The sequence below is a fragment of the Limnohabitans sp. Rim47 genome, assembly GCF_001517545.1.
Lineage (GTDB): Bacteria > Pseudomonadota > Gammaproteobacteria > Burkholderiales > Burkholderiaceae_C > Limnohabitans_A.
Genome location: NZ_FBYA01000002.1, coordinates 496,913 through 513,320, shown reverse-complemented (window position 1 = coordinate 513,320; position 16,408 = coordinate 496,913). Strand labels below are relative to the sequence as shown.

Annotated in this window: 16 protein-coding genes; 14 read left to right on the top strand and 2 right to left on the bottom strand. The window is 58.4% G+C overall.

Annotated elements, in window-relative coordinates; all coding sequences use genetic code 11:
- The first annotated feature begins 2 nt into the window (after positions 1–2).
- From BN3544_RS07385 to BN3544_RS07370, 4 genes are read left to right on the top strand one after another with little or no spacing between them, the layout of a single operon-like run.
- Positions 3–1,814, top strand: a complete 1,812-nt coding sequence (locus BN3544_RS07385; RefSeq protein WP_019430778.1) for an acyl-CoA dehydrogenase C-terminal domain-containing protein — start codon at positions 3–5, stop codon at positions 1,812–1,814.
- Positions 1,815–1,843: 29 nt separating this feature from the next.
- Positions 1,844–2,287, top strand: a complete 444-nt coding sequence (locus BN3544_RS07380; RefSeq protein WP_026036796.1) for a DUF2147 domain-containing protein — start codon at positions 1,844–1,846, stop codon at positions 2,285–2,287.
- Positions 2,288–2,335: 48 nt separating this feature from the next.
- The gene (locus BN3544_RS07375) at positions 2,336–3,100 is read left to right on the top strand and encodes an enoyl-CoA hydratase (RefSeq protein WP_019430776.1); all 765 of its coding nucleotides are present in this window, start codon (positions 2,336–2,338) and stop codon (positions 3,098–3,100) included.
- Between the two features lie 39 nt (positions 3,101–3,139).
- Positions 3,140–3,622, top strand: a complete 483-nt coding sequence (locus BN3544_RS07370) for a thioesterase family protein (protein ID WP_019430775.1) — start codon at positions 3,140–3,142, stop codon at positions 3,620–3,622.
- 102 nt (positions 3,623–3,724) lie between these two features.
- Here BN3544_RS07370 and BN3544_RS07365 read toward each other — a convergent pair whose 3' ends face one another.
- On the bottom strand, positions 3,725–4,135 hold the full coding sequence (locus tag BN3544_RS07365; RefSeq protein ID WP_019430774.1) for an acyl-CoA thioesterase: 411 nt from the start codon (positions 4,133–4,135) through the stop codon (positions 3,725–3,727).
- 38 nt (positions 4,136–4,173) lie between these two features.
- Here BN3544_RS07365 and BN3544_RS07360 point away from each other — a divergent pair, with 38 nt between their 5' ends.
- The 10 genes from BN3544_RS07360 to BN3544_RS07315 all read left to right on the top strand — a co-directional run bounded on the left by BN3544_RS07360 (position 4,174) and on the right by BN3544_RS07315 (position 15,426).
- The gene (locus BN3544_RS07360) at positions 4,174–6,018 is read left to right on the top strand and encodes an ABCB family ABC transporter ATP-binding protein/permease (RefSeq protein WP_019430773.1); all 1,845 of its coding nucleotides are present in this window, start codon (positions 4,174–4,176) and stop codon (positions 6,016–6,018) included.
- A gap of 68 nt (positions 6,019–6,086) precedes the next feature.
- Positions 6,087–7,031 (top strand): LysR family transcriptional regulator, encoded by a 945-nt coding sequence (locus tag BN3544_RS07355; protein WP_019430772.1) that lies wholly within the window; start codon positions 6,087–6,089, stop codon positions 7,029–7,031.
- 278 nt (positions 7,032–7,309) lie between these two features.
- On the top strand, positions 7,310–8,338 hold the full coding sequence (locus tag BN3544_RS07350) for an amino acid ABC transporter substrate-binding protein (RefSeq protein ID WP_019430771.1): 1,029 nt from the start codon (positions 7,310–7,312) through the stop codon (positions 8,336–8,338).
- Positions 8,339–8,421: 83 nt separating this feature from the next.
- Positions 8,422–9,621 carry an amino acid ABC transporter permease gene (locus tag BN3544_RS07345; RefSeq protein ID WP_231733917.1) on the top strand — a complete coding sequence of 400 codons (1,200 nt, stop codon included), beginning with the start codon at positions 8,422–8,424 and terminating at the stop codon, positions 9,619–9,621.
- A gap of 1 nt (position 9,622) precedes the next feature.
- Complete coding sequence (locus BN3544_RS07340) at positions 9,623–10,726, top strand: amino acid ABC transporter permease (protein ID WP_026036794.1); 1,104 nt, start codon at positions 9,623–9,625, stop codon at positions 10,724–10,726.
- A gap of 13 nt (positions 10,727–10,739) precedes the next feature.
- Positions 10,740–11,495 (top strand): amino acid ABC transporter ATP-binding protein, encoded by a 756-nt coding sequence (locus BN3544_RS07335; protein ID WP_019430768.1) that lies wholly within the window; start codon positions 10,740–10,742, stop codon positions 11,493–11,495.
- A gap of 75 nt (positions 11,496–11,570) precedes the next feature.
- Positions 11,571–12,608 (top strand): dihydroorotase, encoded by a 1,038-nt coding sequence (gene pyrC / locus BN3544_RS07330; protein WP_019430767.1) that lies wholly within the window; start codon positions 11,571–11,573, stop codon positions 12,606–12,608.
- A 101-nt stretch (positions 12,609–12,709) separates the two neighbouring features.
- Positions 12,710–13,438, top strand: a complete 729-nt coding sequence (locus tag BN3544_RS07325) for a DUF3025 domain-containing protein (RefSeq protein ID WP_231733916.1) — start codon at positions 12,710–12,712, stop codon at positions 13,436–13,438.
- 69 nt (positions 13,439–13,507) lie between these two features.
- Positions 13,508–14,383, top strand: coding sequence for a protease HtpX (htpX, locus tag BN3544_RS07320; RefSeq protein WP_019430765.1), 876 nt, complete (start codon positions 13,508–13,510; stop codon positions 14,381–14,383).
- 92 nt (positions 14,384–14,475) lie between these two features.
- Complete coding sequence (locus BN3544_RS07315; protein WP_019430764.1) at positions 14,476–15,426, top strand: DMT family transporter; 951 nt, start codon at positions 14,476–14,478, stop codon at positions 15,424–15,426.
- A 66-nt stretch (positions 15,427–15,492) separates the two neighbouring features.
- Here BN3544_RS07315 and BN3544_RS07310 read toward each other — a convergent pair whose 3' ends face one another.
- Positions 15,493–16,392, bottom strand: a complete 900-nt coding sequence (locus BN3544_RS07310) for a 5'-nucleotidase (RefSeq protein WP_019430763.1) — start codon at positions 16,390–16,392, stop codon at positions 15,493–15,495.
- Positions 16,393–16,408: the final 16 nt, after the last annotated feature.

The following is a 16,408-nucleotide window of genomic DNA, read 5'->3' as shown; positions in this document are numbered from 1 at the left end:
TCATGCCTGTCTACAACCCGCCCCTTCGCGACATGCAGTTTGTCTTGCATGAGTTGCTCAATGTCACCGACGAATTCAAGGCCTTGCCCAAGCATGCCGAAACCGACGTCGACACCATCAATGCGGTGCTCGAAGAAGGCGGCAAGTTTGCGGCCGAAGTGGTGTTTCCGATCAATATCTCAGGCGACACGCAGGGCTGCACATTGAACCGCGACACGCATGACGTGAAGGCGCCAGATGGTTTCAAAGCGGCTTACGCGCAATATGTCGCCGGCGGTTGGCCTGCACTCAGCTGTGACCCCGAGTTTGGCGGGCAAGGCTTGCCGTTTGTGGTCAACCAGTGCTTTTACGAGATGCTCAACTCGTCCAACCAGGCTTGGACCATGTACCCCGGCCTGTCGCATGGCGCTTATGAAGCTCTGCACGCTCACGGCACGCCCGAGCAAAAAGCCCTTTATTTGCCCAAGCTGACCAGTGGCGAGTGGACCGGCACCATGTGCCTGACCGAACCGCACTGCGGGACCGATTTGGGCCTGCTGCGCAGCAAGGCCGAGCCGCAAGCCGATGGCACCTATCGCATCACCGGTCAAAAGATTTTCATCAGCGCAGGCGAGCACGATTTGGCCGCCAACATCGTGCACCTGGTGTTGGCCCGTCTGCCCGATGCGCCGCCCGGCAGCAAAGGCATCAGTCTGTTCTTGGTGCCCAAGTTCAAGGTGGCCGCAGATGGCGCCATCGGTGAGCGCAACGGCATTTATTGCGGTGGCCTTGAGCACAAGATGGGCATTCATGGCAACGCCACTTGCCAGATGGTGCTCGACGAGGCAGTGGGCACTCTGGTGGGCCAGCCCAACAAGGGCCTGGCCGCCATGTTTGTGATGATGAATGCGGCCCGTTTGGGCGTGGGCAACCAGTCACTGGGACTGACCGAGGTGGCCTATCAAAATGCCTTGGCCTATGCCAAAGACCGCGTGCAGATGCGTTCACTGACAGGCGTTAAAGCGCCAGGCAAGCCGGCCGATCCAATCATCGTGCACCCCGATGTGCGCCGCATGCTGTTGACGGCCAAGGCTTACGCCGAAGGTGGCCGCGCTCTGGCTTGCTATTGCGCCTTGCTGCTCGACAAAGAAATCAACCACCCTGACGAAGCGGTACGTGCCGAAGCGGCCGAGCTGGTGGCCTTGCTGACGCCCATCGTCAAAGCCTTCACCACCGACAACGCCTGGGAGGCGACGTCCGCCTGCCAGCAGGTCTTTGGTGGTCACGGCTACATCAAGGAATGGGGCATGGAGCAGTTTGTGCGCGATGCCCGCATCAACATGATTTATGAGGGCACCAACACGATCCAGTCGCTCGACTTGCTGGGTCGCAAGGTGCTTGGCAACCAGGGTGCATCGCTCAAAAAGTTTGGCAAATTGGTCGAGCAACTGGTCAAGGCCGAAATGGCCAACGAAGCCATGGGCGAGTTCATCAAACCACTGGCCGATCTGGGCCAAAAGCTCACGCAGCTCACGGGTGAAGTGGGCATGAAAGCCATGAGCAATGCCGATGAAGTGGGTGCGGCTGCGGTGGATTACTTGCGCGTGGTGGGGCACTTGGTGCTGGCTTACTTCTGGGCTCGCTCGGCACAAATCGCCTTGAAGAAATTGGCCGAAGCCGAAGAAGAAGCCCAACGCCCAGACCCCTTCTACCAAGCTAAATTGCAGACGGCGCGTTTTTACTTCACCCGCCTGATGCCCGAGACCTCGAGCCTGATGCGCCGCATCCGTGCGGGCAGCGATGTGCTCATGGACACCGACGCGGCACTGGCATGAAGGCCAGCTATCTGAACAGAAAGAACACCATGATCAAAACCGCACTGACCCTGAGCCTCGGCTTGCTGACCCTGGCCGCCCAAGCCCAAATGAGCCCGGTGGGCCTGTGGCGCAGCATTGACGACGAGAGCAAGCAGCCCAAAGCAGAGATTCGCATCAGCCAGAACGCGGCCGGAAGCCTGTCGGGTGTGGTCGAAAAATCGTTGTTGACCACGCCCAGCGCTGAGACCCATTGCAGTTTGTGCACCGATGACCGCAAAGACAAGCCGAAAATCGGCATGGAAATCATCCGGGGCGGTCAACAAGGCGACGGCAAAATGGTGTGGGAAGGTGGGAAAATTCTTGATCCCGAGAACGGCAAAAACTACAGCCTGCGTTTGACGCCGATTGACGGTGGCAAAAAGCTCGAGGTCCGGGGTTACATCGGTACGCCCCTGTTGGGACGCACCCAAACCTGGATTCGGGTTCAGTAAACCGGTTTTTGCGCGGACCCACACTCACCGCCACACACAAGGAACACCATGTCTGACATCCTGACCCACATCGACGCCGGGGTGATGACCATCACCTTCAACCGGCTGGACAAAAAGAACTCCATCACATCGGCCATGTACGCCGCCATGGCCGACGCCGTGGCCCAAGCTGCAGCGGATGCCCGTGTGCGGGTGGTGCTGTTTCAGGGCCATGAAAGCGTCTTCAGTGCGGGCAATGACATCGGTGATTTTTTGAACCAGCCGCCCAGCACACAAGACTCGCCCGTTTTCCGTTTTTTGCGTGGCATTGCGACATTTGAAAAGCCGCTGATGGCCGCTGTGGCCGGGCCTGCCGTGGGCATTGGCACCACCCTGCTGTTTCATTGCGACCTGGTTTACGCAGGCGACAACGCTGCGTTTTCCATGCCTTTTGTGAACTTGGGTCTTTGCCCCGAAGCGGCCTCAAGCCTGCTGGCTCCGCGCATGTTTGGCTATCACCGGGCGGCCGAGGCGTTGCTCATGGGTGACCCCTTCTTTGCCGAGGGTGCCCAAGAAGTCGGGCTGGTCAACCGTGTCGTGCCGCCCACCGAAGTCAATGGCTACGCCCAAGCACAGGCACGCAAGCTCGCTGCCAAACCCTTGTCCTCACTCATTGAGACCAAGCGTTTGATGAAAGGTGGCTACCAGCAAGAGGTGCTGCAAAAAATGGACGAAGAAGGCAAAAGCTTTGGCCGTATGCTGAAAGAGCCGGCCGCCAAAGAAGCCTTTGGGGCTTTCATGGAAAAGCGCAAGCCTGATTTTTCGAAGCTCTAAATTTGGGCGCAGCGCCAAAGCCACCGACCTGCAAATCAGATGCCCCATCGCACAAACTCACCCGTTGTCTTTGAGCCCGAATACCTCGAGGGCTTTCGCCAGATTTACGAAGAAAAAATCGTCTTCAACAAGACACTGGGGCTCAAACTGGTGAAAGTCACACCCGAAGGGGTGGAGGCCCGCATCGACATGCGGCCCGAGTTGGTGGGGCACTTTGCCTACAACCGCATCCATGGCGGTGTCATCAGTGCGGTGCTGGATGCCATCGGCAGTGCGGCCGTGATGGCGGCCTTGGCCGCCAAGCACATGGATGAGACCCCCGCCAAGCGATTGGAGCGTTTTGCCAAGCTGGGCACGATTGACTTGCGGGTGGACTATTTGCGCCCCGGCATTGGCGAGCATTTCACCGTCACGGCCCATGCGCTGCGCGTGGGCTCTCGGGTGGGGTCATCGCGCATGGAGTTTTGTGGTCCGGACGGCACCTTGATGTCCACCGGCGCTGCCGCCTACATCGTGTCCTGATCGCGCCGCTGGCGCTTTGTTTCAATGATCTGTGTCTGAATGAACGCAGGCCGGGACGGCTTTGCAAGGTACTGACGCTGGGTGCCGACTTGGCTCAGCGTTTCATTCTGCCGGTACGGCCCGTGGTTGGCCTTGCTCGTCCACCGCCACATAGGTCAGATGGGCCTCGGTCACCTTGATGTACTGGCCTTGCAGCTGAAACCGCTCGGCAAACACCTCGACCTTCACCGTGACCGATGTGCGGCCCACCCGCACGATGCGTGAAAAAAACGACAAAATGTCGCCCACTTTGACCGGTTGCTTGAAGATGAATTCGTTCACCGCCACCGTCACCATGCGACCCCGCACGCGCCTTGCAGGCAGCACGGCTCCGGCCAAGTCGACTTGGGCCATGACCCAGCCGCCAAAAATGTCGCCACTGGCATTGCAGTCGGCGGGCATGGGAATGACCTTGAGCACCAATTCCTGGTCTGTGGGCAAAGCCACGGTGTGAGGGCGGAGGGTTTCAGACATGGGCACAATCGGGTGAACTAAAAACTGGATTGTCCCTTATGCGCCACCACGGCGAACCTGCTGCCCCTGCTTCTTCTGCCACGCCCCAGCCTGTGCCTGTCTCAGGCCATGTGCCCCAGCCACCCGCGGGCGGCGATTGGCAAACCCTGTCGCGTCTGTTGCCTTACCTTTGGCAATACAAGTGGCGGGTGGTCATCGCCTTGAGCCTGATGGTCGGTGCCAAGCTGGCCAACGTCAGCGTGCCTCTGCTGCTCAAGGAGTTGGTCGATGCCATGAGCTTGAAACCCGGCGACCCGCAAGCGGTGCTGGTGGTGCCCGTGGCTTTGCTGGTGGGCTATGGCGCTTTGCGCTTGCTGACTTCGGCCTTCACCGAGTTGCGCGAGCTGGTGTTTGCCAAGGCCACGCAAGGTGCATCGCGCAGCATCGCCCTGCAAACCTTCGAGCACCTGCACGCCTTGAGTCTGCGTTTTCACTTGGCACGGCAGACCGGAGGCATGACCCGCGATATCGAGCGTGGCGTGCGTGGCATCGAATCACTGATTTCCTATTCGCTCTACAGCATCATCCCGACGCTGATCGAGGTGGGCTTGGTGTTGACCATTTTGGCGGTCAAATTCGATGCCTGGTTCGCGGTCATCACGCTGCTGGCGCTGGCCTTGTACATCTTTTTCACGGTGCGCATCACCGAGTGGCGGACCCAGTTTCGCAAGCAAGCCAACGAGTTTGACTCGGCAGCCCACACGCGGGCCATCGATTCGCTTTTGAATTACGAAACCGTCAAATACTTTGGCAACGAGGTGTTTGAAGCTGGGCGTTATGACGAAAGCCTGGAGCGCTTGCGCGTGGCCCGGCTCAAGGCACAAACGACGTTGTCGGTGCTCAACACCGGGCAGCAGCTGATCATTGCGGCTGCCTTGGTGGCCATGCTGTGGCGTGCCACCGAAGGCGTGGTGGCCGGGCGCATGACTTTGGGCGATCTGGTCATGATCAACGCGTTCATGATCCAGCTTTACATCCCGCTCAACTTCTTGGGCGTGCTCTACCGTGAGATCAAGCAAAGCCTGACCGACCTGGACAAGATGTTTGTGCTGATGGACCGCGAACGCGAAGTGGCCGATGCGCCGGGTGCGCCCGTGCTGGCCTTGCAAGGTGCGCCCGATGTGGTGTTTGACCGCGTGTCTTTTGCCTACGAAAGCGACCGCCCGATCCTCAAGGACATCAGCTTCACCATTCCGGCTGGCAAGACTGTGGCGGTCGTTGGCCCCTCGGGTTCGGGCAAGTCCACATTGGCGCGATTGATGTTCCGCTTTTACGACGTGCAGCAAGGCTTCATCCGAATCGCGGGGCAAGACATCCGTCAGGTCACACAGGCCAGTGTGCGCAAGTCGCTTGGCATCGTGCCGCAAGACACTGTTTTGTTCAACGACAGCGTGGCCTACAACATCGCTTATGGTCGCCCTGGTGCGAGCCAGACCGACATCGAAAGCGCAGCGCGGGCTGCCCGCATCCACGACTTCATCGCGTCTACGCCCAAGGGCTACAAAACCTCGGTGGGCGAGCGTGGGCTGAAGCTCTCAGGCGGCGAGAAACAGCGCGTGGCCATCGCCCGCACCTTGCTCAAAGACCCGCCGATTTTGGTGTTTGACGAAGCCACTTCGGCGCTGGACTCGGCCAACGAACGGGCCATTCAGGCCGAGCTGGCCAGTGTGGCGCAAAACAAAACCACCTTGGTGATCGCGCACCGTTTGTCCACCGTGGTCGATGCGCACGAAATTCTGGTGATGGATGCCGGGCAAATCATCGAGCGCGGCAACCACGCCACTTTGCTGGCATTGCAAGGGCGCTATGCCAATATGTGGGCACTGCAACAATCGGCAGAGTGAACGGATTGCAAGACGCTGGCTTGAGCTCCGACCTGCAGGGGCGTGTTGCGGCCCCATAATCTTCGCCCATGGAAACCAAATGGCTTGAAGATTTTGTGAGCTTGGCTGAAACCCGCAGTTTCAGCCGCTCAGCGCAGTTGCGGCATGTGACGCAACCCGCCTTTTCCCGGCGTATCCAGTCACTGGAGGCTTGGGCAGGGGCTGATTTGGTGGACCGCAGCTCTTACCCCACCAAACTCACCCCAGCGGGTGAGACCTTGTACGCCCAGGCGCTCGAGGTGTTGCAGTCTTTGCAGAACACCCGAGCCATGCTGCGTGGCCACAATTCGGCCGGACAGGACTTTATCGAGTTCGCGGTCCCGCACACCTTGGCGTTTACTTTTTTCCCATCTTGGGTCGCGGGCTTGCGCGAAGGTTTTGGTCCGATCAAAAGTCGTTTGATCGCCCTGAACGTGCACGATGCCGCCATGCGCTTGGTCGAAGGTGGTTGTGACCTCTTGATCACGTACCACCATCCCTCGCAGCCCTTGCAACTTGATGCCGAGCGTTACGAAATGGTAGTTTTGGGGCAAGAGGTGATTGCGCCCTATGCCAAAGCGGGGTCGGATGGCTTGGCTGTTTTCAATTTGCCCGGCACGGTGGCGTGGCCTTTGCCCTATTTGGGTTATGCGCCGGGGGCTTATTTGGGGGGGATCACCGACTGGATACTCAAGCAATCGAAAACCCCCATTCACTTTGAGCGTGTTTATGAAACCGACATGGCAGAAGGCCTGAAGGTCATGGCCATGGAAGGGCATGGCATTGCTTTTTTACCGCGCAGTGCCGTTAAAAAAGAAGTCCAAGCGGGCGCATTGGTCGAGGTGGGTTTGCCTGAAGGGAACGCGCTTGCGCTGACCATGGAGGTCCGGGCTTACCGTGAAAAACCGAATGCCAAACACTTGGAGCCGGGCGCGGCTCAGCAGTTGTGGCTGCATTTGACGCAAAGAGCGGCCTCTGTTCATTCGTCCCGCTGAGCGCATTGATTCATGCATTTTTTGCATGACAATCGAGGGTACTCACGGAGGCTTGAAAGACCATAAACAGACTACATTCCTTTCACGTTTTCTTTCGGGCACATTTTGTGCTCAATAAAACTGTAGATCAGCCGCTGTGCATCGTTGTGGTGCAGCAGAAGTGATCACCCTGGTCAAGGCAAGCCCTAGGGAAGCTCCTAGGCGATCCGGACTTGGATTTGGCATTTAATTAACCGGTGGCGTTTTGCTGCTCAATATTGAAAAAGAGGATACTAACCATGAAAAAACATGCACAAACCGTAATCGGTGCCGTTTTGGCTACTGCAGGCCTGTTGGCTGGTACATCGGCCATGGCTGGCAAAACCCTTGACCAGATCAAGCAGCGCGGACAAATCGTTTGCGGTGTCAACACAGGTCTGGCGGGTTTTTCTGCTGCCGACTCCAGTGGCAACTGGTCTGGCCTGGATGTTGACCACTGCCGGGCCCTGGCTGCTGCTGTGCTGAGCGATGCCAGCAAGGTCAAATATGTTCCCCTGACAGCGCAACAGCGTTTCACCGCTTTGCAATCTGGCGAAGTGGACGTCTTGGCCCGCAACACCACCAACACCCTGAACCGTGACGGTTCCTTGGGCCTGCACTTCATTGGTGCCAACTACTACGACGGCCAAGGTTTCATGGTGCCAAAGGGCAAAATCACCAGCGCCAAGCAGCTCAAGGGCGCTACCGTTTGCGTGCAATCCGGCACCACCACCGAGAAAAACCTGACCGATTTCTCCCGTGCCAACAAGCTCAATCTGAAGCCTGTGGTGTTTGAAAAAGTCGAAGCCGCAACCGGTGCTTACTTTTCTGGCCGTTGCCAGGCGTACACCACCGACGCATCCGGCCTGGCCTCGGTGCGTGCCAAGGAAGCCAAAGATCCTGCTGCACACGTCGTGCTGTCGGACTTGATCTCGAAAGAGCCACTGGGCCCAATGGTTCGCCGTGGTGACGACGAGTGGTTCGCCATCAACAAGTGGGTTCTGAGTGGTCTGGTCGAAGCCGAAGAGTACGGCATCACCCAAGCCAACGTGGAACAAATGAAGAGCAGCGACAACCCGCAAGTGGGCCGTTTGTTGGGTGCCACCGAAGACCTGGGCAAGCACCTGGGTCTGGACAAGGAGTGGTTGGCCCGTGCCATCAAGACGACCGGTAACTACGGCGAAATGTTCGAGCGCAACGTCGGTCCTAAAACTGCCATCAACTTGCCCCGGGGTCTGAACAACCAGTGGAACAAGGGCGGTTTGATGTACGCATCTCCACTGCGTTGATTTTCAGCCTTCTGTAAAGGCTCTGGATACGCCCCTTCGTGGGGCGTATCTTTTGCAACCGTGGTTTTCTTCAGGCCCAGCACATGTCCCATTTTTCCATGATCGAGGCCAGGCCATTGCCTGGGAAAAAAAACCGATCCATCTCGTGGCGTAGCCGCGAAGGGCGTTCGGTCATTTACCAGATCGTCGCGATCCTTTCGGTCCTGGCGCTGGTCGGTTTGCTGGTCAGCAACACGCTGACCAACATGCGTTTGCGCGGCATCCAAAGCGGGTATGACTTCTTGTTTCAGCCCTTTGGCTTTGACATCAGCGAAACGCTGATTGAATACGCGCCCAACAGCACCTATTTGGTGGCCTTTCTGATTGGCATGCTCAACACCCTCAAGGTGGCATTGATCGGCATTGCACTGGCCACGCTTTTGGGCGTGTTGGTTGGGGTTGGTCGCTTTTCTGCCAACTTTTTGGTGCGCAAGATTTGTTACGGCTTTGTCGAGTTTTTCCGCAATGTACCCGTTTACCTGCAACTGCTCATTTGGTATCTGGTCTTCACGGAGGCCTTGCCTGATTTCGACAAAGCCTGGACCTTGGGCCATTTTTACTTGAGCAAAAACGGCGTTTCCTTCCCTTGGCCTGTGTGGCAAATGGGGCAGACGCTGGCCCTTCTGGGGGCTGCGCTGGGGGGTGTTTTTGCCATTTATTACCGCCGCAAGGCCAAGGCGCATTTCGACCAAACCGGTCAGACACGCCCGGTTTTGTGGGTGTCTATGGCGGTCACATTGGCGTTGGCTGTGCTCGGTTGGCTGTTAGGCGGTGCGCCTTCTGAATGGAATCTGCCCAAAGTGGGCGATTTCCAGATTGAAAACGGCGGTGTGTTCAGTCCTGAATTCATGGCGTTGCTGTGCGGGCTGGTGTTCTACACGGCTTCGTTCATTGCCGAGGTGGTGCGATCGGGTATTGCCTCTGTTTCACTGGGGCAGCACGAGGCTTCCGCGTCTTTGGGTTTGACCAAAAGCCAGTCGATGCGCCTGGTGGTGTTGCCGCAGGCCTTGCGCGTGATCATTCCGCCCTTGACCAGCCAATACCTGAACCTGACCAAAAACTCCTCTTTGGCGGTGGCCATCGGCTACCCTGAGTTGGTCTCGATTGCCAACACCACACTCAATCAGACAGGCCGCGCCATCGAGGCGCTGTCCATTGTGATGTTGGTGTACCTGACCCTGTCTCTCATCACGTCGGCTCTCATGAACTGGTTCAATGCCAGTGCCGCCATCCAGGAGCGTTGACATGAGCACAATTTTTAAATCAATCGATGCCCGGCCCATGCCGGGCAGCAGGTCCGGGCCGCTGGCTTGGCTGCGGGTCAACCTGTTTTCCAGTGCAGGCAGCAGTCTGCTGTCGTTGGGCTTGCTCGGGCTGGGCGTTTGGGTGTTGGTCGCGTCCATGGACTGGGCGGTTTTGCATGCCGTTTTCAATGCCAATCTGCAGTCATGCAATGAGTTGCGGGGTGTGGGGGCTTGCTGGGGCGTGATTTCAGAAAAAGGCCGCCTCATCGTGATGGGCCGCTACCCAGAAGCCGAACACTGGCGTCCTGTGATCGCGACCGCCTTGATGCTGGGCGTGGTGGTGCTCAGTTGCATGCCGAGGTTTTGGAACAAGGCCTTGCCCTTGCTCTGGGCCGTCATGCTGACAGTCTATTTTGTGCTGATGAAGGGTGGTTTTTGGGGCCTGACCGCGGTGGACACCGACCAGTGGGGCGGATTTCCGCTCACGGTCATGCTGACCGTGATCTCCATGACGTTGGCATTCCCGCTGGCCATTTTCGTGGCGCTGGGCAGACGCTCCAGCATGCCTGCCATCCGAACTTTGTGCACCTTGTACGTTGAGCTGATCCGTGGTGTGCCTCTGATCACGGTGTTGTTCATGGCCTCGTTCATGCTGCCGCTGTTCATGCCGGAAGGCGTCAAGATCGATGTGTTGCTGCGCGTGGTTGTGGGCATCACGCTGTTCTCAGCCGCTTACATGGCTGAGGTGATTCGCGGTGGCTTGCAAGCCTTGCCCAAGGGGCAGACCGAAGCTGCTGCCACACTGGGCCTGAGTTACTGGCAAGTCCAGCGCATGATTGTGTTGCCGCAGGCCTTGGCCACCGTGGTGCCGTCCATCATGAACACGTTCATTGGCTTGTTCAAAGACACCTCGTTGGTAACCATCGTCTCTTTGTACGAACTCACCGGCGCATTGGGCCTGGCACTGAACTCGGATGCCGACTGGCGTCCTTTCAAGATCGAAGCCTACCTCTTCATCACCTTCATTTATTTCGCATTTTGCTTTGCCATGTCTCGTTACAGCCTGTGGATTGAAGACCGCACGGCCGTGAGCAAAGTTCGCTGAACGAAAGACTCTCATGACCTCCAACGCTACCCCCCTTATCGAGTTCAAAGGCGTTAACAAGTGGTATGCCAGCAATGGCTACCATGTGTTGCGCGATGTGAACTTGCAGTTTGCCAAAGGCGAGAAAGTCGTCATTTGCGGTCCATCCGGCTCGGGCAAGTCCACATTGATTCGCTGTATCAACGCACTGGAGGAATACCAAGAAGGCACCCTGACCGTTGACGGCACGGTGTTGGGCGATGACCTCAAGGGCATCGACAAAGTGCGCCGCGAAGTCGGCATGGTGTTCCAGCAGTTCAACCTTTTTCCACACCTGACTGTGCTGGAAAACCTGATCTTGTCGCCCACTTGGGTGGCTAAGATGCCGCGCAAGGAAGCCATCGAAAAAGCCATGGTTCAACTTGAGCGCGTGCGCATTGTCGAACACGCCCACAAATACCCTCTGCAGTTGTCCGGTGGCCAGCAGCAGCGTGTGGCGATTGCTCGGGCGCTGTGTCTGACCCCCAAAATCATGCTGTTCGATGAGCCCACTTCGGCGCTCGATCCGGAAATGATCAAGGAAGTGCTGGACGTGATGATTGAGCTGACCAGTCAAGGCATGACCATGCTGTGCGTGACGCACGAAATGGGTTTTGCCAAAGCCGTGGCCGACCGCGTCATCTTCATGGACCAAGGCCAGGTGGTCGAGCAAGCGCCGCCGCAACAGTTCTTTGACTCGCCGCAAACCGACCGGGCACAAGACTTCTTGTCCAAGATCCTGGGACATTGAGGGGCTTTAGGGCTTCCACGGCCACAGCCTTGTCTGGGTTTGGCCCGTGGGGTGCCGGTTTGAGACAATACGCTTATGACTCAAGAAATCACCCTTACCCGCCCCGATGACTGGCACCTGCATGTGCGCGACGGCGCTGCATTGAACGTAGTGGTGCCGCACACCGCAGCCCAGTTTGGCCGCGCGGTCATCATGCCCAACCTCAAACCGCCCGTGACCACTGCCGAGCAGGCGCTGGCTTACAAGGCACGCATTCAGGCTGCCGTGCCCCAAGGCATGGCTTTTGAGCCCTTGATGACGCTGTACCTGACCGATAACCTCAATCCGGCAGAAATCGCCCGCGCCAAGGCCGCAGGTGTCGTGGCTTGCAAGCTCTATCCAGCGGGTGCTACCACCAACAGCGACGCTGGCGTGACCGACCTGCGCAAAATCTACCCCGTGCTCGAAGCCATGCAGCGTGAAGGCATGCTGCTCTTGGTGCACGGCGAAGTCACTTCACCAGACATCGACCTGTTTGACCGCGAAGCGGTGTTCATCGAGCAGCAGCTCAAGCCGCTGCGCCGCGATTTTCCGGGCCTCAAAATCGTGATGGAACACATCACCACGAAAGAAGCTGCGCAATACGTGGCCGAAGGCGATGCGAATCTGGGTGCCACCATCACCGCGCACCACCTGCTGTACAACCGCAACGCCCTTTTTACGGGCGGCATTCGCCCTCATTACTACTGCCTGCCCGTGCTCAAGCGCGAGACGCATCGGCTGGCGCTGGTGCAAGCGGCGACCAGTGGCAACGCCCGTTTCTTTTTGGGCACCGACAGCGCGCCGCATCCGGCGCACCTGAAAGAACACGCCACAGGCTGTGCGGGTTGCTACACCGCGCATGCCGCCATCGAGATGTATGCCGAGGCCTTTGACCATGCGGGGGCCTTGGCGCAGCTTGAGGCTTTTGCCAGTTTCAACGGGGCCGATTTTTACGGTCTGCCTCGCAACAGCGGCACCATCACGCTGCGCCGCGAAAGCTGGACACCTGCCGAAAGCTTCGCCTTGGGTGAGGCTGAACTCAAACCCCTGCGTTCAGGTGAAAGTCTGCCGTGGCGTCTGGTGGGTGTCTGAAGTCCGACCCGAATCGACCCGGTTGCCGTTGCGAAAGTACATCGGCCCTGGGCGTACCAGATATCGACTGGTCCGCCCCGTGGTTGCATGACTGGCGCGGTGTGGGCGAACCCATTGCCCGCCAGATCGTGGCGGGCAGCCCCCAAGCGCAGGCCTTGAACCAGGCAGGCCGTGCGCCAGTGCGGTTCGTTCCGCAACGCGACTTGCCGGATGGTCAGGCCTACGAAGACTACATTTTTTCCACGGCTCAGGTGCCCACCCGCGAGGGTCTGCACGACTTCTTCAATGCCTTGTGCTGGATGCATTTCCCGCTGGCTAAAAAGCGCTTGAACCAGCTACAGGCCCGTGAAATTGCCCGCGCTGGGGTAGGGCAGGTGCGTGGCCCGGTGCGCGATGCCGCCACGGTGTTCGACGAAAACGCGTTGCTGATCCAGCCTTCAGACGCCTTGTGGGACGCCTTGACTGAGCACCGCTGGGCGGACGCTTTTGTGGGCTTGCGTGCCGAGTGGCCTCAAACCCGGTTGTGGGCTTTCGGCCATGCCGCGCTCGAAAAAGCGGTCCAACCCTACAAATCCATCACCGTGCACATGTGGCGTGTGCCCTTATCGCTCGCCCCTGCCGACATTGATGCCTGGCTGGCGCAAGACCTGACGGCCGACAAACTGTCGCGCAAACCTTTCAGCCCCTTGCCTGTTTTAGGCGTGCCCGGTTGGTGGGCGGCCAACGAAGATCCGGCTTTCTACGAAGACACCCGTGTGTTTCGCCCGCACCGCGTCAAAGCGAGGGCAGAAAAACCGTACGCCAATCAGGAAATCCTTCCCCTCGCTTGATTTTGCTTGGCAAGCCCCTAACATTCCCACCAACGTACCCGCGTCTTTCGGGTTGAAAGTGAACCTTCCATGAAACGAATTTTCTTGTTTGTCTTGACCAACCTGGCTGTTGTGGTGGTGTTGGGCATCGTTGCCAATTTGCTGGGGGTCAACCGTTTCCTGACCGCCAACGGCCTGAATCTGGGTGCCTTGCTCGGTTACGCCTTGATTATGGGTTTTGGTGGCGCCATCATTTCTTTGCTCATGAGCAAGTGGATCGCCAAGATGTCCTCGGGCGTGCGAGTGATCGAGCAGCCCGCCAATGCTGACGAAGCCTGGATCGTTGAAACCGTCCGCAAGTTCGCCGACAAGGCGGGCATCGGCATGCCGGAGGTGGGTATTTTTGAGGGCGACCCGAATGCGTTTGCCACAGGCGCTTTTCGCGACTCGGCGCTGGTAGCGGTGTCTACTGGCTTGCTGCAAAACATGACGCACGAAGAAGTCGAGGCCGTCATTGGCCACGAAATCGCGCACATCGCCAACGGCGACATGGTCACCATGACGCTCATCCAGGGCGTGATGAACACCTTTGTGGTGTTTATCTCGCGCGTGGTGGGTTACGGCGTGGACAGCTTCTTGCGCAAGAACGACGAAGAAAGCAGCGGCCCTGGCATTGGCTATTTTGTGACCACCATCGTCATGGACATTTTGTTGGGTTTTGTCGCCGCCATCATCGTGGCCTGGTTCAGCCGTCAGCGCGAATTCCGTGCCGACGCGGGTGCCGCCAAATTGATGGGCCGCAAGCAACCCATGATCAACGCACTGGCTCGCTTGGGTGGTGTGCATACGGCCGAGCTGCCCAAGAGCATGGCTGCAATGGGCATTGCTGGCGGCATCGGCCAGTTGTTCAGCACCCATCCGCCGATTGAAGAGCGCATTGCCGCGCTGCAAAACAGCGCCGGTTAAATTCCCCAAAGCCACGTAACCCAAGTGACCCGCTTGGGCGATGACTCTGCCTAAGATGGCAGGGTGACTCTTATTTATCTTGGCGATTGCGCATGAAACCGCGCAAAGCCTTTTTCTCACCTCCTCGTCAGTGGCTGCTTGCGCACCACCGCAGTCGGCGCTCTTTTGCGGCCTGGCCGGTGGCCGTGCGCGGCATGGTCTGGATGGTTTGCGGCGGCTTGTTGTTCTCAATGCTCAACACCATCGCACGCCAACTGACGCTGCATCTGGATGTCTACCAGTCTCAATTCTTGCGTTACCTGTTTGGGCTGTTGGTGATCCTGCCCTGGGTTTTTCGGGACGGTTGGCGCACCTACATGCCAGTCAATATGGCGGGGCAGTTCTGGCGAGGTGGGGTGCACACCGTGGGCCTGATTTTGTGGTTCACCGCCTTGCCCCAAATCCCCTTGGCCGACATGACAGCCATCGGTTTCACTGGGCCGATTTTCATCATGATCGGAGCAGCCTGGTTTTTGGGTGAGCCCATGCGCAAAGACCGCTGGATCGCAGCCATTGTCGGTTTTGCGGGGGTGTTGGTGGTGGTTTTGCCCAAGATGTCGGGCGATGGTGGCTGGTTCAACCTGGTCATGCTGGCTTCGTCACCCGTGTTTGCGGCCTCGTTTTTGATCACCAAAGCGCTGACCCGTTACGAAAAACCGGGCGTCATCGTGCTGTGGCAAGCCCTTACGGTGTCTGTGCTCAGCCTGCCCATGGCTTTGCCCCATTGGCAAATGCCTACGCCGTTGCAATGGCTGGGCTTTGCGGCCACGGGCATGCTGGGCACACTGGCCCACTATTGCCTGACGCGGGCGTTCGCTTTGGCCGACATTTCGGCCACCCAGTCGCTGCGTTTTTTGGACTTGGTTTGGGCCTCGGTGTTGGGCTGGCTGGTGTTCGGCGATGTGCCCAGTCGGTCCACCTGGTTGGGCGCAGTCGTCATTTTGTCTGCCACGGTGTGGATCGCCCGACGCGAGAGCAAACGACCCACCGTCGTTTCTGATTGAAGCCTTGCAAAAGCGAGTCTCTGCTCACGAATGCTGGTGCCATCGTGCAGGTTGAAGGGTTTTCTTTCAATCCGGGTTCGATACACCAGAAGCCACATGCCCGGATGGCACATGCCGTGCGGCCGATTCGATGTGACCGGTTTGGTCGTCAAAGAAAAAATCGGGCTCGAACTCGCGCAAGAACTCGCCTTTGGGCAGACCGCCCAAAAACATGGCCTCGTCCACCTCAATGTTCCAGTCCATCAGCGTGCGAATGGCGCGTTCGTGTGCCGGGGCGCTGCGGGCGGTGACCAAGGCGGTGCGAATGCGCATAGCGGGCGTGCCTTCTTGTTGCAAGCGGTGCAAGGCGGCCAGCAAAGGTTTGAAAGGCCCTGCTAGCAAGGGTTGACCCGCTTTGTCGCGCTCGTGGGCCTGAAAAGCCGAAAGGCCTTCGGCCTGAAATACCCGCTCTGCCTCGTCTGAAAACAGCACCGCATCACCGTCAAAAGCGATGCGCACTTCGTGGGGGTGTGCTTCAGAAGCCAGCGCCGAATGCGGGTACACCTGTGCGGCTGGCACGCCCGCACCCAAGGCCGCACGCACGTCCGATAAATGTGTGGACAAAAACAAATTGGCATTCAGGGGCTTCAGATAGCGCCAAGGCGGTTGTCCCCGCGTGAAACTGCCGCGCTGAATGGGCAGGCCGTAATGCTGCGCCGAACGAAACACCCGCATGCCCGAAACCGGGTCGTTGCGCGACAAGATGACCACCTCTACCCGCTGCGCATCGGCATCGTTGAAGGCCAGCAGCTTGCGCACCAAAGAAAAGGCCACGCCGGGCTTGGCGGGCTCCTCTAGCCGCTCCAGCTGCAGTTTCATGTAAGCCCGGTCATCGCCTTGCTCGAACAGGCGGTTTTCTTCTTCAAAGTCGAACAAAGCCCGCGATGAAATCGCGACGACGAGTTGGCCTTCAAGGGATGCGGGCATGGTGGACCCTTTGGGT

Excerpts from the sequence above, each read along its gene's own strand:
- BN3544_RS07385 (WP_019430778.1), top strand. The coding sequence starts at position 3 with ATGCCTGTCTACAACCCGCCCCTTCGCGACATGCAGTTTGTCTTGCAT.
- BN3544_RS07370 (WP_019430775.1), top strand. The coding sequence starts at position 3,140 with ATGCCCCATCGCACAAACTCACCCGTTGTCTTTGAGCCCGAATACCTC.
- BN3544_RS07355 (WP_019430772.1), top strand. The coding sequence starts at position 6,087 with ATGGAAACCAAATGGCTTGAAGATTTTGTGAGCTTGGCTGAAACCCGC.
- BN3544_RS07310 (WP_019430763.1), bottom strand. The coding sequence starts at position 16,392 with ATGCCCGCATCCCTTGAAGGCCAACTCGTCGTCGCGATTTCATCGCGG.
- BN3544_RS07375 (WP_019430776.1), top strand. The coding sequence starts at position 2,336 with ATGTCTGACATCCTGACCCACATCGACGCCGGGGTGATGACCATCACC.
- BN3544_RS07340 (WP_026036794.1), top strand. The coding sequence starts at position 9,623 with ATGAGCACAATTTTTAAATCAATCGATGCCCGGCCCATGCCGGGCAGC.
- BN3544_RS07345 (WP_231733917.1), top strand. The coding sequence starts at position 8,422 with ATGTCCCATTTTTCCATGATCGAGGCCAGGCCATTGCCTGGGAAAAAA.
- BN3544_RS07360 (WP_019430773.1), top strand. The coding sequence starts at position 4,174 with ATGCGCCACCACGGCGAACCTGCTGCCCCTGCTTCTTCTGCCACGCCC.
- BN3544_RS07315 (WP_019430764.1), top strand. The coding sequence starts at position 14,476 with ATGAAACCGCGCAAAGCCTTTTTCTCACCTCCTCGTCAGTGGCTGCTT.
- htpX (WP_019430765.1), top strand. The coding sequence starts at position 13,508 with ATGAAACGAATTTTCTTGTTTGTCTTGACCAACCTGGCTGTTGTGGTG.
- BN3544_RS07350 (WP_019430771.1), top strand. The coding sequence starts at position 7,310 with ATGAAAAAACATGCACAAACCGTAATCGGTGCCGTTTTGGCTACTGCA.
- pyrC (WP_019430767.1), top strand. The coding sequence starts at position 11,571 with ATGACTCAAGAAATCACCCTTACCCGCCCCGATGACTGGCACCTGCAT.
- BN3544_RS07335 (WP_019430768.1), top strand. The coding sequence starts at position 10,740 with ATGACCTCCAACGCTACCCCCCTTATCGAGTTCAAAGGCGTTAACAAG.
- BN3544_RS07365 (WP_019430774.1), bottom strand. The coding sequence starts at position 4,135 with ATGTCTGAAACCCTCCGCCCTCACACCGTGGCTTTGCCCACAGACCAG.
- BN3544_RS07380 (WP_026036796.1), top strand. The coding sequence starts at position 1,844 with ATGATCAAAACCGCACTGACCCTGAGCCTCGGCTTGCTGACCCTGGCC.